13 protein-coding genes are annotated in these 17,341 nt (G+C 41.5%); 2 read left to right on the forward strand and 11 right to left on the reverse strand.

The genetic code is table 11. The features are described 5' to 3' along the window. Positions 1 to 531: 531 nt before the first annotated feature. On the reverse strand, positions 532 to 1,560 hold the full coding sequence (locus PVK79_RS16850) for a DUF2804 domain-containing protein (protein ID WP_257326217.1): 1,029 nt from the start codon (positions 1,558 to 1,560) through the stop codon (positions 532 to 534). Between the two features lie 260 nt (positions 1,561 to 1,820). Here PVK79_RS16850 and PVK79_RS16855 point away from each other — a divergent pair, with 260 nt between their 5' ends. Together PVK79_RS16855 and PVK79_RS16860 are read left to right on the forward strand one after the other, a co-directional pair. Continuing rightward, positions 1,821 to 4,931 carry an efflux RND transporter permease subunit gene (locus PVK79_RS16855; RefSeq protein WP_257326218.1) on the forward strand — a complete coding sequence of 1,037 codons (3,111 nt, stop codon included), beginning with the start codon at positions 1,821 to 1,823 and terminating at the stop codon, positions 4,929 to 4,931. Positions 4,932 to 4,948: 17 nt separating this feature from the next. Beyond that, a complete protein-coding gene (locus tag PVK79_RS16860) occupies positions 4,949 to 6,019 on the forward strand; it encodes an efflux RND transporter periplasmic adaptor subunit (RefSeq protein WP_257326219.1) in 1,071 nt (356 codons plus the stop codon). A 61-nt stretch (positions 6,020 to 6,080) separates the two neighbouring features. Here PVK79_RS16860 and PVK79_RS16865 read toward each other — a convergent pair whose 3' ends face one another. The 10 genes from PVK79_RS16865 to pnp form a co-directional block, all read right to left on the reverse strand. Continuing rightward, positions 6,081 to 6,665 (reverse strand): hypothetical protein, encoded by a 585-nt coding sequence (locus PVK79_RS16865; RefSeq protein WP_257326220.1) that lies wholly within the window; start codon positions 6,663 to 6,665, stop codon positions 6,081 to 6,083. Between the two features lie 139 nt (positions 6,666 to 6,804). After that, positions 6,805 to 7,137, reverse strand: a complete 333-nt coding sequence (locus tag PVK79_RS16870; RefSeq protein ID WP_145240456.1) for a Na+/H+ antiporter subunit G — start codon at positions 7,135 to 7,137, stop codon at positions 6,805 to 6,807. Positions 7,138 to 7,148: 11 nt separating this feature from the next. Continuing rightward, the gene (locus PVK79_RS16875) at positions 7,149 to 7,418 is read right to left on the reverse strand and encodes a K+/H+ antiporter subunit F (protein ID WP_016707651.1); all 270 of its coding nucleotides are present in this window, start codon (positions 7,416 to 7,418) and stop codon (positions 7,149 to 7,151) included. Further along, a complete protein-coding gene (locus PVK79_RS16880) occupies positions 7,412 to 7,948 on the reverse strand; it encodes a Na+/H+ antiporter subunit E (protein ID WP_145240454.1) in 537 nt (178 codons plus the stop codon). Before PVK79_RS16880 ends, PVK79_RS16875 begins: the two co-directional genes overlap by 7 nt. Beyond that, positions 7,948 to 9,465, reverse strand: a complete 1,518-nt coding sequence (locus PVK79_RS16885; RefSeq protein ID WP_145240452.1) for a monovalent cation/H+ antiporter subunit D — start codon at positions 9,463 to 9,465, stop codon at positions 7,948 to 7,950. The genes PVK79_RS16880 and PVK79_RS16885 overlap by 1 nt, the downstream gene beginning before the upstream one ends. Continuing rightward, the gene (locus PVK79_RS16890) at positions 9,462 to 9,809 is read right to left on the reverse strand and encodes a Na+/H+ antiporter subunit C (RefSeq protein ID WP_145240450.1); all 348 of its coding nucleotides are present in this window, start codon (positions 9,807 to 9,809) and stop codon (positions 9,462 to 9,464) included. The genes PVK79_RS16885 and PVK79_RS16890 overlap by 4 nt, the downstream gene beginning before the upstream one ends. Further along, positions 9,809 to 12,601, reverse strand: a complete 2,793-nt coding sequence (locus tag PVK79_RS16895; protein WP_145240448.1) for a monovalent cation/H+ antiporter subunit A — start codon at positions 12,599 to 12,601, stop codon at positions 9,809 to 9,811. Before PVK79_RS16895 ends, PVK79_RS16890 begins: the two co-directional genes overlap by 1 nt. Positions 12,602 to 12,814: 213 nt before the next feature. Continuing rightward, positions 12,815 to 14,026: a hypothetical protein gene (locus PVK79_RS16900; protein ID WP_257326221.1), complete on the reverse strand. Its 1,212-nt coding sequence runs from the start codon at positions 14,024 to 14,026 to the stop codon at positions 12,815 to 12,817. Beyond that, positions 14,010 to 14,888: a lipoprotein NlpI gene (gene nlpI / locus PVK79_RS16905; RefSeq protein WP_257326222.1), complete on the reverse strand. Its 879-nt coding sequence runs from the start codon at positions 14,886 to 14,888 to the stop codon at positions 14,010 to 14,012. Before nlpI ends, PVK79_RS16900 begins: the two co-directional genes overlap by 17 nt. A gap of 138 nt (positions 14,889 to 15,026) precedes the next feature. Next, positions 15,027 to 17,153, reverse strand: a complete 2,127-nt coding sequence (gene pnp, locus PVK79_RS16910) for a polyribonucleotide nucleotidyltransferase (RefSeq protein WP_145240442.1) — start codon at positions 17,151 to 17,153, stop codon at positions 15,027 to 15,029. Between the last annotated feature and the right edge of the window lie 188 nt (positions 17,154 to 17,341).

A 17,341-nucleotide genomic window follows, 5' to 3' on the forward strand; every position in this document is an offset into this window, starting at 1 on the left:
TGGTGGCACTTTACAACATTTCCCTTTTTTCTTATTACCAACTGGGTGGATTTAATTTCGCAGCGCTGGGGTTCACGCCTGAGCAATTTGGTTACAGTGAGATTTTTTGGGGACTTGGCTCACTGCTGGGGAGAACGGCTTGCTGGCGAAGCATGTGTCGCAGCATTTGCTGTTGCAAGCTGCCGCGACTTTACTCACGTTGGGTGCTGTCGGTGTTTACCTAATACAAGATTCGATTTGGTTTATCACACAGTGCATTAAGCACTATAGTCGTTGAACAAATCAATTGAATTTAGTGACGCGGCAACGAGCTGATCTTGGGATAGATGTTAAGTTCATTTTTAAACGATAGTCAGGTTATACCAATCGTGTAAAGTTACTGACCATTTATAGCGACAGATAAATGGAGTGATAACAAGGCATAAATTTTGACATGCAGTTGTTCTACTTGAAAAAATTATAACGCAGTTAGCGCTTTATTTAGCTCGCTAGAATGGTTAAATATTTAAGTCGATTGGTATTAAGTACTCTTTACCACTTCGCATAGTGGTCTTCGGTAAATCCCCATTCGCCGTTAAGTGTGATAACTTCGTCTGCAAGAGTTATTTCACCATAGTAACGGCCGAAGTGTTGAGTGAAGTTAGTCGCGATAATAATTAAGTTAGTTTTATCTTGGCGTTTACCTGCTGGTTCGAAGTATAAATTGATGATACCGTCGTTTGAACGCAGCCGCCATTTACTCGTTGCTTTAGCATTACCATTGCGCTCAAATTGAAAATCGACCATATCAATTTTATAAAGCGTGCCATCGAGCCACAAGGCGTTTTCGGTAAAACCTGTTTCAATAACCCCCGCACTTAAATTTAAACCTAAGCGGCGGCCATCAGCTAATGTGCAGGCTAAACTCCCCCAGTTCCAAAAGGTTTCGCGACGCATGAAACCCGCGCTCCAATCAACACTTGCCAGTATTTTAAGCTCTTCAAATACATATTTTTTACCACGCCACTGAAGTGTTCCAGTACAGGGTAATGCGGCAGTTTTTTGGGTAAAATGAAAGCCTGTAAAACCGGCACGAACACACACCGCAAGCGGGTTATAATTTATCGATTCATCAATACAGGCACTAATTTTCAGCCCGGACTTTAAATTTACCTCTACCGAGCGTATTTGCGGCTTAGCGGTTGTATTAATAGTTACGCTGTTACGCCCTTTTCGAAAAGTCGCTTGCCCGGTGTTTGGTGTGCTATCAATACACGTATTTAAAGCCAGTAAGCTGATAAAACTGACTTCATCGAATTCTGTCGTTTGTGGGTCGTATACATATACAAAACAGTGACTCGCAATTTTTAAATCAACGATCGCTAAACCAATAATTAACTGCTCACAACTCAAACTAATAAATTGAAATTGATTAAAGCTTAACTTTTTAAAAAGCGTACTTCTGGATTTACCCATAGTACTACGCAGGTCAAAATCCAAGTAATTGATGTCATCTACTCCATCTGGAAAAATACCAAAGTCGGCTTGTCCATCTTGGTCAATCAGCTCATGCTTTTTCATGATAAGCTCCTTGCTTTTTAAACAACATTTTATCGATTAAAAATATTGTTAGTAAGTCTAACTCAAAACAACTTAAAAATGATCGCTTAAAAAAGTGCCACCGAATTTATACTTAAAGTGTTACAAGTTATTACAAAATTGCCTCTTTTGGCTGATTTAGTGGTTTCTTGGTTACTTTTTGACATACATTCTATTTATGATAGTGGCGCTTTTTTTACATATCACTACAATGCACAAAAACAAATATTGGAAGACACACAATGAACCTGACACGTAGTTCGCTAAAAAACCCTGCGAGTGTCATTGTTATCTTGGTGCTAATTATGTTGTTTGGCATATTAAGCATTTTTAAGTTGCCGATTCAATTAACCCCTGATATTGAACAACCGCAAATTACAATTTTCTCTGGTTGGCGACAAGCTGCACCCGAAGAGATTGAATCGGTTATCATTGAGCCCATTGAAAATGCAGTTAAAAATACACCTGGCGCATTAGAAGTAAATACCAATATCAACCGAGGCAATGGCGCTATTACGCTAACCTTTGCTGTTGGCCAAAATATGCAACAAGCCATGCTTGATGTATTAACCAGCCTTAATCAAGCTCCCCCTTTACCTTTAGACGCATTCGACCCTGTTGTATTCGCTGGCGGAAATAATGGTGAGGCGGCAGCAACCTTACTGATCACACCTAAAGATTATCAATCGGATAGTTTAGATTTTGATATGTCGCAGTTTCAAAAACAAATTGATGAGTTTATCGAACCACGATTAGCGCAAATTCCAGGTGTTGCGCGGGTGGATCTGGCCAGTGAACGCCCGAAAGAATTGCGTATTACGTTTGATCCGCATAAAGCAGCAGCCTTAGGAATAAGCCTAGATAAAATTAGTAACGTACTTGCCAGTTCACGAGATACTTCAGGTGGCTTAGCTAATGTAGGTAGGCGCCAATATACAGTGCGTTTTACGGGACAATATGACTTATCTAGCATGGCACAAATGCGCGTTGGTTACTCAGATGATAGGCCTATTTATTTAGGCGATATAGCCAGTGTTGAACGGACTTACTCTGACCGCTTAGGTATGAGTGGACGTAATGGAAAACCAGCCTACTACATCCGTATTTCTCGCGCTAATAAAGCCAATACGGTTGCGTTACTTGACGATATTAATCTAGCAATAAAAGAGCTAAATGAAGGGCCGCTGGCAGCGAATGGACTCTCTATTGAGCTTAGTTTTGATGCCTCGGTGCATATACGCAATGCACTGTCGTTAGTTAAAAGTAACTTAGGCCTTGGCGTTATTTTGTCTTGCTTAATTTTATGGTTATTTTTTAGAGGCCTGAAAGCTACTTTAGTGATTGCAGCGACTATTCCAATCTCATTGATGGTGGCATTTTTAGCGCTTAATGTTTTTGACCGTAGTCTAAATGTTATATCACTCGCGGGTCTGGCATTTGCTGTTGGCTTAGTGTTAGATGCGGCTATTATAGTACAAGAAAATATCGCCAGACTTCGCGCTGAAGGCCTAGATAATAAAAAAGCGGCGCTTAAAGGAGCGGCCCAAGTTACTGGGGCGTTATTTGCATCAACAACAACGAGTGTTGCAATATTTTTACCTATTTTATTTATGGCTGGTATTGAAGGGCAATTGTTTTCTGATTTAGCACTGACACTCTCTGTAGCGGTTATCACATCAATGATATGCGCAATTACACTTATCCCATTAGCGAATCATCTATGGCCCGATGCGCAAATCAAAGCGGACCCATATCATTACTATTGGCAAAAGCTCAGTAATTTTATTATGAAGTTAACGAACACTCGCGTTAAGCAAATTATGTGGATTATCGTATTACTTGGCGGCTCAGTGATAGCAACATTAACTATGCTACCGAAAACCGATTTTATGCCACGCGCGCCTACTGATGGCTTCTTTTTCAATTTGGTCACGCCACCAGGTGGGAATGTGCAATTTATGGAAGAAGAGCTCTTACTCAGAGTTAAAAAACGACTCATGCCCTACTTCAATGGCGAAAAAGAACCTAGCATTAAAGATTTTAATTTTTATGCTTTTGGCTCAAATGCAGGTGGCTTTATTTACTCAGCCGATCCACAACGAGTCGAAGAGTTAATGAAAGTAGCCAAAGAAGAGATTTTTATTGATTTACCCGACACGCAAGTATTTTTCTTTCGTGGTTCAATGATCCAAGTTGCAAACGGTGGTGATGGCCGCGATATCAATATTGACCTAACCGGGCCGAACATGGATGACTTAGTTAATGCAGCACAAATTGCACTAAACGCCGTCAATGAAGTTCTACCAGATGCTACCGCCCAGCCACAGCCTCGTCTTGATATGGCTGAACCTGAACTTAGACTAACACCTAATGATCGCCGTATTACCCAAGCAGGCCTGACTCGTCGAGATGTATCGCAAGCAGTACAAGCATATACTGGTGGTTTATTTGTGAATGAATATTTTGATGGTAATGAACGCATGAATGTCATTTTACGCGGCATTCCTTGGCAAACCCCAGAAGAACTAAAAGCACTGCCGATTGTTACCCCAAAAGCAGGTATACAAACCCTTGGCGAGCTTGCCAACATTGAACGTACTGTAGGACCCACCCAGTTACGTCGGGTAAATGGTCGCCGTACAGTGAGCATAGTCGTAACTCCACCTGCTGATATGAGCTTACAACAAGCGCAAACAATTTTAAGCGAACAGGTAATGCCTAAAGTCAGAGCTAGCCTGCCAAGTAATGCGGGAGCAATATTGGCTGGCAACGCACAAAAAATGAATTCGGCGATGACCGAAATGGCGCTGAATTTTGTGTTGGCGTTGTTTATTTTATTTTTATTAATGACAGCACTGTTTAAATCCGCAAAAGACAGTGCGTTGGTTTTACTGGTTATGCCTCTAGCCATTGCTGGTGGCGTATTAGCGCTGTTTATTTTAAACCTATTTACTTTTCAATCGCTTGATTTGCTCACCATGATAGGGTTTATCATTTTGTTAGGGTTAGTAGTTAACAATGCCATATTATTAGTGGATCAAACTAAGGTAGCGATGACATCAGGTTTAAGTCGTGAGGCGGCGGTCAAACAAGCGATATTACTAAGGGCAAGGCCTGTTTACTTAAGTACACTTACGAGCTTATTTGGCATGCTGCCATTGATGCTAATGCCCGGTGTAGGCTCTGAAATTTACAGAGGGCTTGCAACCGTTATAGTCGGTGGTATGGCGATCAGTGCGTTGTTCACTCTCATTTTAATGCCTAGTTTGTTACAGCTAGGCCGAAGCACACCGCCTGCGTCAAATAATAAATCAGTAAACAATACAGCAAAAAGTTTAGCTACAAGCCAATGAGTATAGAGAACCTAATCATGAATAGAATTAAACTAGCCATGCAGTCTTTCATCCTATGTAACTGTTTATTTATAGCACCTGTTTTTGCCGTTATTCCTGTGACTGTTGCACAGGTCACTAAAGCGCCGTTAACCAGTGAAATAGAAGTTAATGGTACGCTGTTTGGCAAAGACGATGTTACTTTAACAGCAGGCATTAGTGGCCGTCTTATCTATGTTGCCGAGCCTGGCAGCGTGATTAAGAAAAATGATATTTTAGTTCGTATGGATACCTTACCTTTAGAATTAGATAAAGCACGCCAAGAAGAAATGCTCAATCGCGCTAATATTAATTTACGTTTATATCAACAAGACCTAAAACGCTTAAAAGAGTTAGAAAAATCTAGCAGCGCCGCACTAAGCCAAGTAGACGAAGTGCAAAATAAGCACGATCTGGCTCGCTCTGACATAGCACTTGCGAAGATCGAACTTAAAGTAATCGATGACAAACTAACAAGAGCAACTATTCGTGCGCCATTTGCTGGCGTTGTAAGCGAGCGCTTTAAGCGCGCAGGTCGTGAAATAAACCGTGCTGATGAGTTACTTACGCTACTTGATATTCATCATTTAGAAGTACGTATATATGTACCCGTTAGATACTTAAAATATTTACGAACAGGCATAGAACTTCCCATTAAAGCGGGTGACTTATCGCAACCAGAAACAGCTGCAGCAATAATAACTGCGGTAATTCCATCTACAGATCCACGCTCTCAGACAGTTGAAATACGCGCCAATTTACAAGCAGATGCTCAACACGCTTGGGCAATTGGCCAACTTGTTGATGTAACCGTGCCATTGACCAGCAAAAATCCGGTATTATTGGTAAATCGAGATGCGTTAATCATCCGTAAGCAAGGCATACATGTGGTTAAAATTGATGCGAAAAGTCAAGCGATAAAAATTCCTGTAACCGTTGGCAGTGGAAAAGGGCCACTTGTCGAAGTCTCGCCAATTGCAGATAACGGTTTAAATGCAGGAGATAACGTGGCTGTGCGTGGTGCTGAACGTTTACAAACAGGGCAAGATGTCGAGATACAGATAAAATAATAAGAACTCTAACTAGTAGGCCGTTTCATCCAGCAACTTTTCCCAAGTTGCTGGGTACAACTCAGTATTTACAGCCAAATCCACTGATATCTATTGGTTTAATTTGTTCGCCTTTACCACTGTGATCGTCATGCTTGATGATTAAGGTATTCGCTTTTTCACTAAATGTGAACGACCCTAACCAATCGAGGGTGGCTATCGGTGTTAAACTATAAAAGCCATTTTTATCAGTGCATTGATAAGAAAAATAATGCGTTGCTTTGCCAAACGCGCCAACATCCGAGGTATACACACTAATATTCCCCTGTTGCTGGTAGTCGTCGGCTTGAGTGCCAACCACTAGATACAATGCACTAATGATTGCTAGGACAATAAATTGGATCCCTGCCAATATAAAAAAGCTGATATCAAATAATTTAGCATACCAAACTCGGGGCTCGTCATGGTGGGGATGACCGTGGCTTGCTAACAAAAAGCCACCGATAGTCACCAATATTAATTTAATCGGCATCATATAAGCACTGAGTAAATACATGCTTTTTGCATTATGCCATTGCAGCCCAAAAGCCGTTGGTATAAATAAACTATCTAGCAACGGCAATAATATCAGCAAGCACGCGATAATAAGTTTTTTATGTTTTAGCATTTATAAGTGATGGCAGTTGATGATAGGTTTGAGTGTACAAATAAAAACCGTGAATAAAAAGCCCGTTAAAGTAACTTAACGGGCTGATATTAATCTTCAATCTTCAATCTTCAATCTTCAATCTTCAATCTTCAAAAAATTAATCGTCTTCGATGTTATCCAAACCTTTGGTGCCGTCTTTGGCTTTTAGTTTATGGTGTATTGCTGATTTTATTAGCATGTAACCGCTGATCGGTGCGGTGATCAATAAGAAAATTGAGATCAATAATTCTTTGACACTAACGCCATCTTGCGTGTTACTAAAAAATACCATCGCGGCGATTAGCATTCCAGCCATGCCAAGGGTTGTTGCTTTTGTAGGACCATGCAGGCGCATAAAAAAGTCCGGCATTTTGATAAGGCCTATCGAGCCTATTAATATAAATGCACCACCGATTAATAATAATATAGAAACTATCCATTCACTGATCATGTTATTACCCTTTATTCGATGATGTCGCCACGTAACAAGTACTTACATACCGCTACTGTACTTACAAAGCCAAGCATCGCGATTAACAGTGCAGCTTCAAAATACAACCCTGTGCCCATACTCATACCGTATAAAATAATTAACGCTATGGTATTAATATACATAGTATCTAGCGCTAAAATGCGGTCAGGTACCGAAGGGCCTACCACCAAACGCCATAAGTTAAGCAGTAACGATAAACCAATCATTGCAAAAACAATTAAAAAGACCGTTTCTAACATTGAAATATCTCCTTAAGAGGTGCTTCGTAACGTTGTTTAATGGTGTCGATCAATGCTTGTTCGTCATCTAAATCTAATACATGAATAAGCAAATAACGCTGCGTTGGTTGCTCACCCTCAGCGAGAGATTCAGGTATCGGATATACCTCTGCACTTACGGTCCCAGGTGTGAGCGATACTGTGCTTGCCAAAATAGTTATAGGCATAGCATGGCTGAGCTCTATTGGTACTTTTACAAACGCGGGACGCAGTTTTTTAACTGGCCCAAGAATAAGCAATGCGACTTGCATATTGGCGGTAATAATGTCGTACATCACGATGATTAACTGCTTTAGCGCTAAACCGGGCTTAATTATAAGCGGTTGCGGTTCGCGAAATGGAAAACTGACTAAAGGAATTAAAATAGCGAATATCACAGCCAACACTATATGACCTGCCGATACGCTGTTATTAAGTAGCAGCCATACGACAAACAATAATGCACTGCGAAAAGGTGTTGGTAACCAACGAAAACGTGATTCTAAACGCATTATAAGCCCCCTCCAAGTACCGTATTGATACCACCGGTAATATCATGCAATTGCGTAGCAGCAGCAATCATATATTCACTTACTGCGCCGCCAAAGATCACTAACAAAGGCGAACAAACTAATAAAGCAATTATTGCCGTGATCTGCAATGGATGCGCTTTTACTCCTTCAGTCGGTTCACAGTCTTGGTGTTTGCGTTCCCAAAACAAGGTAGTACCCGCTCGAGATAATGCGACCAATAATGCAAAGCTGGCAAGCAAGTAAACAGGCCAAAATAGCAATGCTTTTTCGCTATCTAAGGTGGTTTTTAAAATCCACACTTTACCAATAAACCCTGACAGTGGTGGCATGCCGACTACAGCTAAAGCAGCAATAATAAAGCACGTGCCTAATAAGTATGGTTGCGCTACGCCGCGTCCTGGCGCAAAACGATCCGCAACTTTACCACGCTGATGAGCAATCAGGTCGGCCACTAAAAATAAGGCCGCGCACACTAAGGTTGAATGCACTAAGTAATACAACAGCGCCGCTGTGGCATTAATGTTTTGTAATGCGACTAAGGCGACTAACGTCCCCACCGATACAATCACTAAATTAGCAGTGAGCTTACGTAAATCTTGCGCGGCAACAACACCAATGGAGCCAACTATAATAGTTGCAACGGCCAAGCCCCACAACCATGGTTGTGCCATGTGTGCAAGTTGCCCTGCTTCATCACCAAAGATAACGGTATAGACACGCAGCATTGCGTATACACCCACTTTAGTCATAATTGCGAATAACGCTGCCACCACAGGCATTGCACTAGCGTAAGTATTGGGTAACCATAAGTGAAGTGGTAACAATGCGCCTTTTAGCGCAAAAACAACCAGCAGTAATAACCCACCAATTTTTGCAAGGTAGACGTCATCGCCCTGTAACTGCGACACTTTTTGTGCCATATCGGCAATATTCAAGGTGCCTAATACACCATATAAAATACCCAGTGCAATCAAAAACACACTCGATCCAATCAGGTTTAAACTCACGTATTGAATGGCTGATCGCGTTTTGTGTTTATCACCGTCATGCATTAGTAATGAGTAGGAAGCAATTAACAGCACTTCAAAAAATACAAACAGGTTGAATAAATCCCCTGTTAAAAACGCACCGTTAACACCCAGTACCAAAAAGTGTACTAAAGGATGAAAAAAGCCCCCTTTTTCATCATCTCCCATACAGCTGTACACAGTAACAGCCAAACCTAGAAATGACGTTAGTAACACCAGTAGGACTGACACTAAATCAGCAACCAGCACGATCCCAAATGGGGCTTGCCAGCCGCCGATGGCATACACAATAATGCCTGACTGGAAAACTTGCCATAATAATAGCGCACTGACGAAAGTGTTTAATAATGCCATGACTACAGAGGCAACACGACGAATAGGAATACTTTTCCCACAGGGAGGTAACAGTAAAATAATGCCGGCAAGCATAGGTAATAAAATTGGCCAAGAAGCTAGATGCTGGATCATTTGTGCTCCTTGTGTTCAATTTTACCTAAGTGACCATCTACATGATCATTGCCTAAATCAGCACGACCACGAATTGCCAAAATCACGACAAAGGCGGTCATTGCAAAACCAATTACAATAGCTGTCAGTACCAACGCTTGCGGCAGCGGATCTGCATAGTCAGTGCCTGTACCAAGCACGACGGCTTTATTAATAGTTAAGCGCCCCGCAGAGAATAAAAATAAGTTCACTGCGTATGACAGCATCGTTAACCCTAATACTACCGGAAAAGTCCGTGCTCTTAGGATCAAGTACACCCCACAAGTCACCAGTACACCAACGCATGATGCGTATAACAGTTCCATTAAATATTTACCTCTTTCTTAGGTGTATCTGCGGTTAACTTACCTAGGCTTGCGAGTATCATTAAGGTCGCGCCGACTACGGTCATGTAAACACCTAAATCAAATACGATGGCACTGGCCAGTTCTACTTTGCCGATAAATGGCACATCAAAATATTCAAACCAAGTGGTTAAAAACGGTCGTCCAAATGCCCAACTTCCTAGCCCTGTTAACATTGCAATGGCGATACCCGAGGCAATGATCTTTCGATAGTTCACATCAAAGCGCTCAGAGATCCAAATTGAACCATGAGCCATATACTGCAAAATAAAGGCAATTGCAGTGACTAACCCGGCAATAAAGCCCCCACCAGGTAAGTTATGACCGCGCAAAAAGATATACGCAGAGACTAATAACGCCAATGGCAATAAACTTTGTGAAATACTGGCTAATAACAGTGGATGACGTTCTCGCGCCCAAGGGCGACCTTCACTGTCGCTGGCTGGCATAAACAATGGTAAATTAGTTAATACTTTATAAATACCTAACGCTGCAATCCCCAGTACCGTGATTTCCCCTAGGGTATCAAAGCCCCTGAAATCAACCAAAATAACGTTTACGACATTGGTACCGCCTCCGCCAGTTTTTGCATTGGCGATAAAGAAATCTGAAATTGACTCAAGCGGACGCGTTAATAATGCATAACAAATACTGGCAATAACCACCCCCACTGCTGAGGCAATCCCTAAATCACGTAAAATACGTAATGAACTCGACTCTTTAGGGGTGCGTTGCGGTAAGAAGAATAATGCCAGCATTAATAAAATGACTGTCACTACCTCTACGGTTAACTGTGTAAGCGCTAAATCGGGCGCTGAGAAGCGAGTAAATGCCACTGAAACCATTAACCCTACGATTGATATCATCAATAACGATACCATCCGTGAGCGATGCCAAATCACAGTGCTAATGGCACCGATGATCATTAAACCTGCACCAATGGCATTATGAAAATCGATCGGCGTACGTGGCGCAGTACCCGCCAAAGCGTTCATTTCAAACAATGGCCAACCAGCACACAACAATACGACCCCCAACATCACAACAATGTAACGTTGCAGAGAACCATTTTCGGTGCTGCTGATTTTTTCTTGACTCCACTTAATGATCGTATAGACAAACCGCTCAAAGGTTTTTTTAGCATTTAATGGAGGTAGTGATGCTTGAAACTTAAATAAGTGCTTGCGCTGAATATATATAAATACACCGCCCACGACAGCCATCGCACTCATAAGCAATGGTAAATTAAAACCATGCCAAATTGACAGTTTAAACTGTGGTGTCGCTTCCCCAAGAACTGCTAGCGACGCCGCTGACAAAATACCATCAACCACAAAGTTTGGAAACATACCGACTAGTAAACACAACACAACTAGTATTTCGATTGGCACACGCATATAGCGAGGAGGCTCATGCGGTGTTTTTGGTAAATTGATTGGGTCGCCATTAAAGAATACATCGTGAATAAAGCGTGCCGAATATGCCACAGAAAAAGCAGCCGCTAGAGTTGCTAATACAGGAATAAGCCATGACATAGAACCTAGTATTTGTTGATGTAAGGTTTCTGCAAAAAACATTTCTTTTGACAAGAAACCATTTAATAGCGGCACCCCAGCCATTGCCGCTGCAGCAACCATTGCCAGTGTCGCTGTATAAGGCATAAATCGCCACATACCATTGAGCTTACGCATATCTCGCGTACCAGTTTCATGGTCAATAATACCGGTGGCCATAAATAATGACGCTTTAAACGTTGCATGGTTAATAATATGAAATATTGCCGCTACTGTGGCAAGTTCAGTATCTAACCCAAGTAATAAAGTGATCAAACCTAAATGGCTAATGGTTGAATACGCCAGCAGCCCTTTTAAATCATGCTTAAATAAAGCGATGTAGGCGCCGACCAATAACGTTGTTAAGCCGGTCATGGCAACCAAAATAAACCAGATATCTGTTCCAGCTAACGCTGGATAAAAACGTGCAAGTAGGAAGATACCGGCTTTTACCATAGTCGCTGAATGCAAATAGGCACTCACTGGCGTTGGGGCTGCCATTGCGTGCGGTAACCAAAAATGAAATGGGAATTGAGCTGATTTAGTAAATGCACCTAGCAATACCAACACTAATGCAACTTCGTATAAGTCATGTGACTGGATCAATGTTTTGCTAGCTAAAATAACGTCTAGATCATAGCTACCAACAATATCACCAAGCAGTAGTAAGCCGCCTAGTAGAGCTAATCCGCCGGCTCCAGTGACTGCTAATGCCATACGTGCCCCTTTGCGGGCCTCTGATTTATGCCACCAAAAACTGATTAACAAAAATGAGCTAATACTGGTTAATTCCCAAAACAGCCATAGTTGAATCACGTTATTCGACATCACAATACCGAGCATTGCAGTCATAAACAGCATTAAGTAACAGTATAATTTTGGCATCGAGTCATTATTACTTAGGTAATAACGGGTATAAAAAATAACCAGCAACCCGATCCCTAAGATCATAAAGATAAACAATAAGCTTAAGCCATCTAGGCGAAAAGCCAGCTCCATACCCAGCGCTGGTATCCATTGTGTGGTAAAGCGAATTGTCTCACCCGCTAAAACCGCTGGCGTGTGATAAATCGCAATTGCTAAGGCGCATAAAGGCGCTAGCATAGTTAAGCTCGTAGATTGATTACGAGTCAATTTGCCGGTGCAGGAAGAAATAACACTGCCAATTAAGGATAACAGGGGTATCCAGAGCAAAGTCATAGAGAGAAACCTTTTGAAGTCATAAGAGTATCAATACACTGCTAGTTAGTTTTAGTTTAGTACTGGTCATTTCGGATGGTTTTAATTTTAGCTTCAATAAACGCTTTATAGGTATATAGTTATACTGATCAGCGACGATTTTGTCTATAGTAAGCCCTTCTACCTGCTGTTATTTTGTACTATTTTAGTGCTGACAGCATATTATTTACAACTTTATCCCTCAATATTTTTTTTTGTCATTTTGTTTATAAAGTTCATAGGTGTTTTAAATTGCTGAAAATAGTCGCTAAATCGTAGTGGTTGATAGCTCGGATCAGTAATTTGTTGCAACCATAATTGTTGATAATGCACTGACAAAGGGATTTGTTGATATTGCATTATTGACCAGTTATGACTTGGTTTATATGCTTTAATTGGTGTTTGACAGCTATCACTTAGCTGCCAGCCAGCCGGTGGTGTAAGATCATTGGCAATAAAAAGGTTCGGCGCCACCAAGCCTTTTTGATTACATAACCACGCCTGCTTCGCTGCGGGTAATGGATACTCATCTTCAAAGCCGTTAAAGTGCATCAGCTCATGTAAAAATAAACCGTAATAACTCGCCGAGTTTAAGTGCATTATGCCACCTTGCACATTGCCTGAGCCAGTTGCGGTCATCATCACTATAAAATCAAAGCCCGTTGGCCAAGCTTTATTGTGAGCTAAAGGCTGCCAATCACATTTAGCGGCATGTTGCGGCTGTTGTTGGCAGTTTATGGAGTCCCCTAAATAAATCGGCTTACTAAAACAAAAACTGCCTGAGCTCGGTTGGGGGTGTTGTTGATAACGAATTTTAAATGCATTAAGTTTTGCTAAACCTTGGCGATGATCTGTCATCATCAACACATTAAACTGACACTGCGGTTGCGCTTGCAGCTGTGAAAAGGATAATAAAAATCCCTCATGACTGGCAAAGCTTTGGTCAATACTCGCCGGTGTGGCGCCATGGTGTAATTTTAATTGTTCTGCCGCATGACTTGCAGGCAACAGGTGTTGCTCTGCCAGTGATGTTAAATCATCCCAACGTTCTGATTGCAGTAACAATGCACTGAGTCTGCGGCGCTTATCAACACTTTGCTGAGCCACGCTAACACGCCAAAAAGGTAAAGCCGATTGTGCTTGATCATTTGTTAGTAACCGCAGTGCCCAAGCAAATTGTGCATCTGTAACAGCATTTATAGCTAATAAGTATAAGGTAGCATCAGTCAATGAATTAAGCTGAGCATTAAAATCGTCAATAAAACGATAATAACTAATAAGAATAGAATCTGGGGTATGTTTTACATGCCAAAAGGCAATATCGCGATGCTGATTAACTGAGCTTGGTAAATATCCCAAACTCAGCATAACAACAACGCTAATAAATAATTTAACTGTCGTTTTCACCAGCCATTAACTCAAGCTCTAAACGGGCATATTTATATTCCACAAACTCATGCACATTGGTGGCAAGTGCTAAACGAAAGAAATCTGCGGCTTGATAATCAAGCCCTTTAGCTTGATATATTTTAGCTAAGTAAAAGTAAGCTTCGCATAGCCGCTGCGCATATTCTTGTTCAGTTTTAACACCATCGGCAAGACTTGTTAAAAAGCTCTGCTCGCTCATATCGCCCAAATAAAGTGATATTAAACTATACGCCCATTGACTATCATCCAGCCCTTGTGCGTTGCTTTTTAAGTTTGCTATAGCTTGCACAGGATCAGCGCTTGCTTGCGCTAGATAAAGCCATAATACCCGGTAAGGATCACTTGGCGAACGTGATAAAAACTCTTTAAGATCAGCTGCTGCAAGATTTGCTCTATCGCCATAGTAAAGAGCAATACCACGATTTAAGTAGGCATATTCGTGTTGCTCATTGAGTTCTAACGCTGAATCAAAAAATTCATAGGCTTTTTCAAATTGTTGCATCAAGGTATGGTGAATACCTAAAAAGTTATACACTTCGGCTAAATCGGGCTTCAATTGTACAGCACGATTAAAATCAATCCGCGCCAAGGTAGACATACCTAAACTATCAAATAATACGCCACGGTCATAAAATAATTTTGCTTGTTGATCTGGCGCTAGATCAGCACGATTTAATAATTCAGAATAACGAGCTATCGCTATTTCACTACGAAAATCAGACGCTAAAGGCGCAGTGAAAGGCACATTCACAATCGCAGTCGGTTGTGCTTGCGAAGTAGATTGACAGGCGCTTAAAGACAGAATAGCAAACGATGCCAAGGCTATGTGTTTAAGTATCATTAAAATCCTTTATACCAAGATAAGTAGCAAACTGATAGGACAAGTGCTATCCAAAGAGGTTTCATTAAAGCATAAAAAAAGAGGCTATACAGCCCCTTTTTATATTATCCAGAGAATATCTGGATTAAATATCAACAATTAAGCGTCAGTTGGTGCATCAGCTGCGGCAGCTGCTGATTCCATTGCTTCTTTGATACTTAAACGTACACGACCTTGACGGTCTACTTCTAGTACTTTAACTTTAACTTCTTGACCTTCAGATAGGTGATCTGTCACGTTATTTACGCGCTCAGTACTGATCTGAGAGATATGCACTAGGCCATCTTTACCAGGAAGAATGTTTACAAACGCACCGAAATCAACGATACGTACAACTTTACCTTCGTAGATAGTACCTACTTCTAGTTCAGCTGTTAATTGCTCAATGCGGCTAATTGCATTTGCTGCGCTTTCACCGTCTGTTGCTGCAATTTTGATTGTACCGTCATCACCGATTTCAATCGTAGTACCTGTTTCTTCAGTAAGTTGACGAATAGTTGCGCCGCCTTTACCGATAACTTCTGCGATTTTCTTCTGTGGTATCTTCATAGTGTAGATACGTGGAGCAAACATTGAAAGCTCTTCAGACGGTGCAGAAATCGCTTCGTCCATCACACCTAAGATGTGTAAACGTGCAGCTTTTGCTTGTTTAAGCGCAATTTGCATGATTTCTTGAGTGATACCTTCAATCTTGATATCCATCTGTAGTGCAGTGATACCTGCAGCAGTACCAGCTACTTTAAAGTCCATGTCACCTAAGTGATCTTCATCACCTAAGATGTCAGAAAGAACTACGAATTTTTCGTCTTCTTTAACTAGACCCATCGCGATACCCGCAACAGACGCTTTAATTGGCACACCCGCATTCATAAGTGCAAGTGAAGTACCACATACTGATGCCATTGAAGATGAACCATTTGATTCAGTGATCTCAGATACAACACGGATTGAGTAAGGGAACTCAGTCAATGTAGGCATTACAGCTTGGATACCGCGCTTAGCTAGGTTACCGTGGCCGATTTCACGACGCTTAGGAGAACCTACAAAACCTGTTTCACCTACGCAGAACGGAGGGAAGTTATAGTTAAGCATAAAGTGGTTTTTGTGCGTGCCAGTTAAATCATCTATTAACTGTGAATCACGTTCTGTACCAAGTGTAGCTGTTACCAGTGCTTGTGTTTCACCACGCGTAAAGATTGCAGAACCGTGAGTACGTGGCAATACGCCAGTCATTACGTCAAGTGCACGGATCATATCTGGTTCACGACCATCGATACGTTTTTCGCCAGCAGTTATGCGCCCACGTACGATTTTCTTCTCAAGAGAACCAAATACTTTGCCAACTTCTTGCTTGTCTAGTGACTCGCCTTCAGCAAGCTCAGCTGTTAATACAGCAACAACTTCGTCTTTAGCTACGCCAAGTGCTTCTTTACGAGCCACTTTATCAGTGATGCGGTAAGCTTCGCCTACTTTATCAGCTGCGATTGCTGCTACTTTATCTTCTAAAGCAACGTTCTTTTCAGGTGCTGCCCAATCCCATGTAGGCTTGCCAGCTTCTGCTTTGAATTCGTTGATTGCGTTGATGATAGCTTGAGATTGCTCATGACCATATACAACCGCACCTAGCATAACGTCTTCTGCAAGTACGTCAGCTTCTGATTCAACCATAAGTACTGCGTTATCAGTACCAGCAACAACTAAATCAAGTTGGCTTTCTTCAAGCTCTTTTAGCGTTGGGTTAAGTACGTATTCGCCGTTGATGTAACCAACGCGCGCTGCACCAATTGGACCACTGAATGGGATACCAGAGATAGCAAGTGCTGCTGAAGTACCGATCATCGCAACCATATCAGGTTGAATTTCAGGGTTAACAGAAACAACAGTAGCAATAACTTGTACTTCGTTTACAAAACCATTTGGGAAAAGTGGACGAATTGGACGGTCAATAAGACGTGCAATAAGTGTTTCACCGTCGTTTGGACGACCTTCACGCTTTAAGAAACCACCAGGGATACGACCTGCAGCGTACATACGCTCTTGGTAGTTAACTGTTAGTGGGAAAAAATCTTGGCCAGGTTGTGCTTCACGCTTACCAACAACAGTAACTAATACTGATGTGTCGCCAATACTTGCTAGTACTGCGCCGTCTGCTTGACGAGCGATTGCACCGGTTTCTAGGGTAACTGTATGTTGACCTAGTTGAAATTCTTTAATAATTGCTTGCACTTAAAATGTTCCTTAAATGTGTTCTAATAAGTTGCCATCAAAGTACCAATTACAGTACATAATTGTATTCAGTTGGAAATCAATTAAGTACTACAATTGGCAATGATGTGAATAAGCGTAAATAAACCTTTTTATCTACGCGCATAGTATATAACAAAGTAATGCAAAATTGCGAGCTTAGTCCCTAG

The organism is Pseudoalteromonas rhizosphaerae, from assembly GCF_028885455.1.
GTDB lineage: Bacteria > Pseudomonadota > Gammaproteobacteria > Enterobacterales > Alteromonadaceae > Pseudoalteromonas > Pseudoalteromonas rhizosphaerae.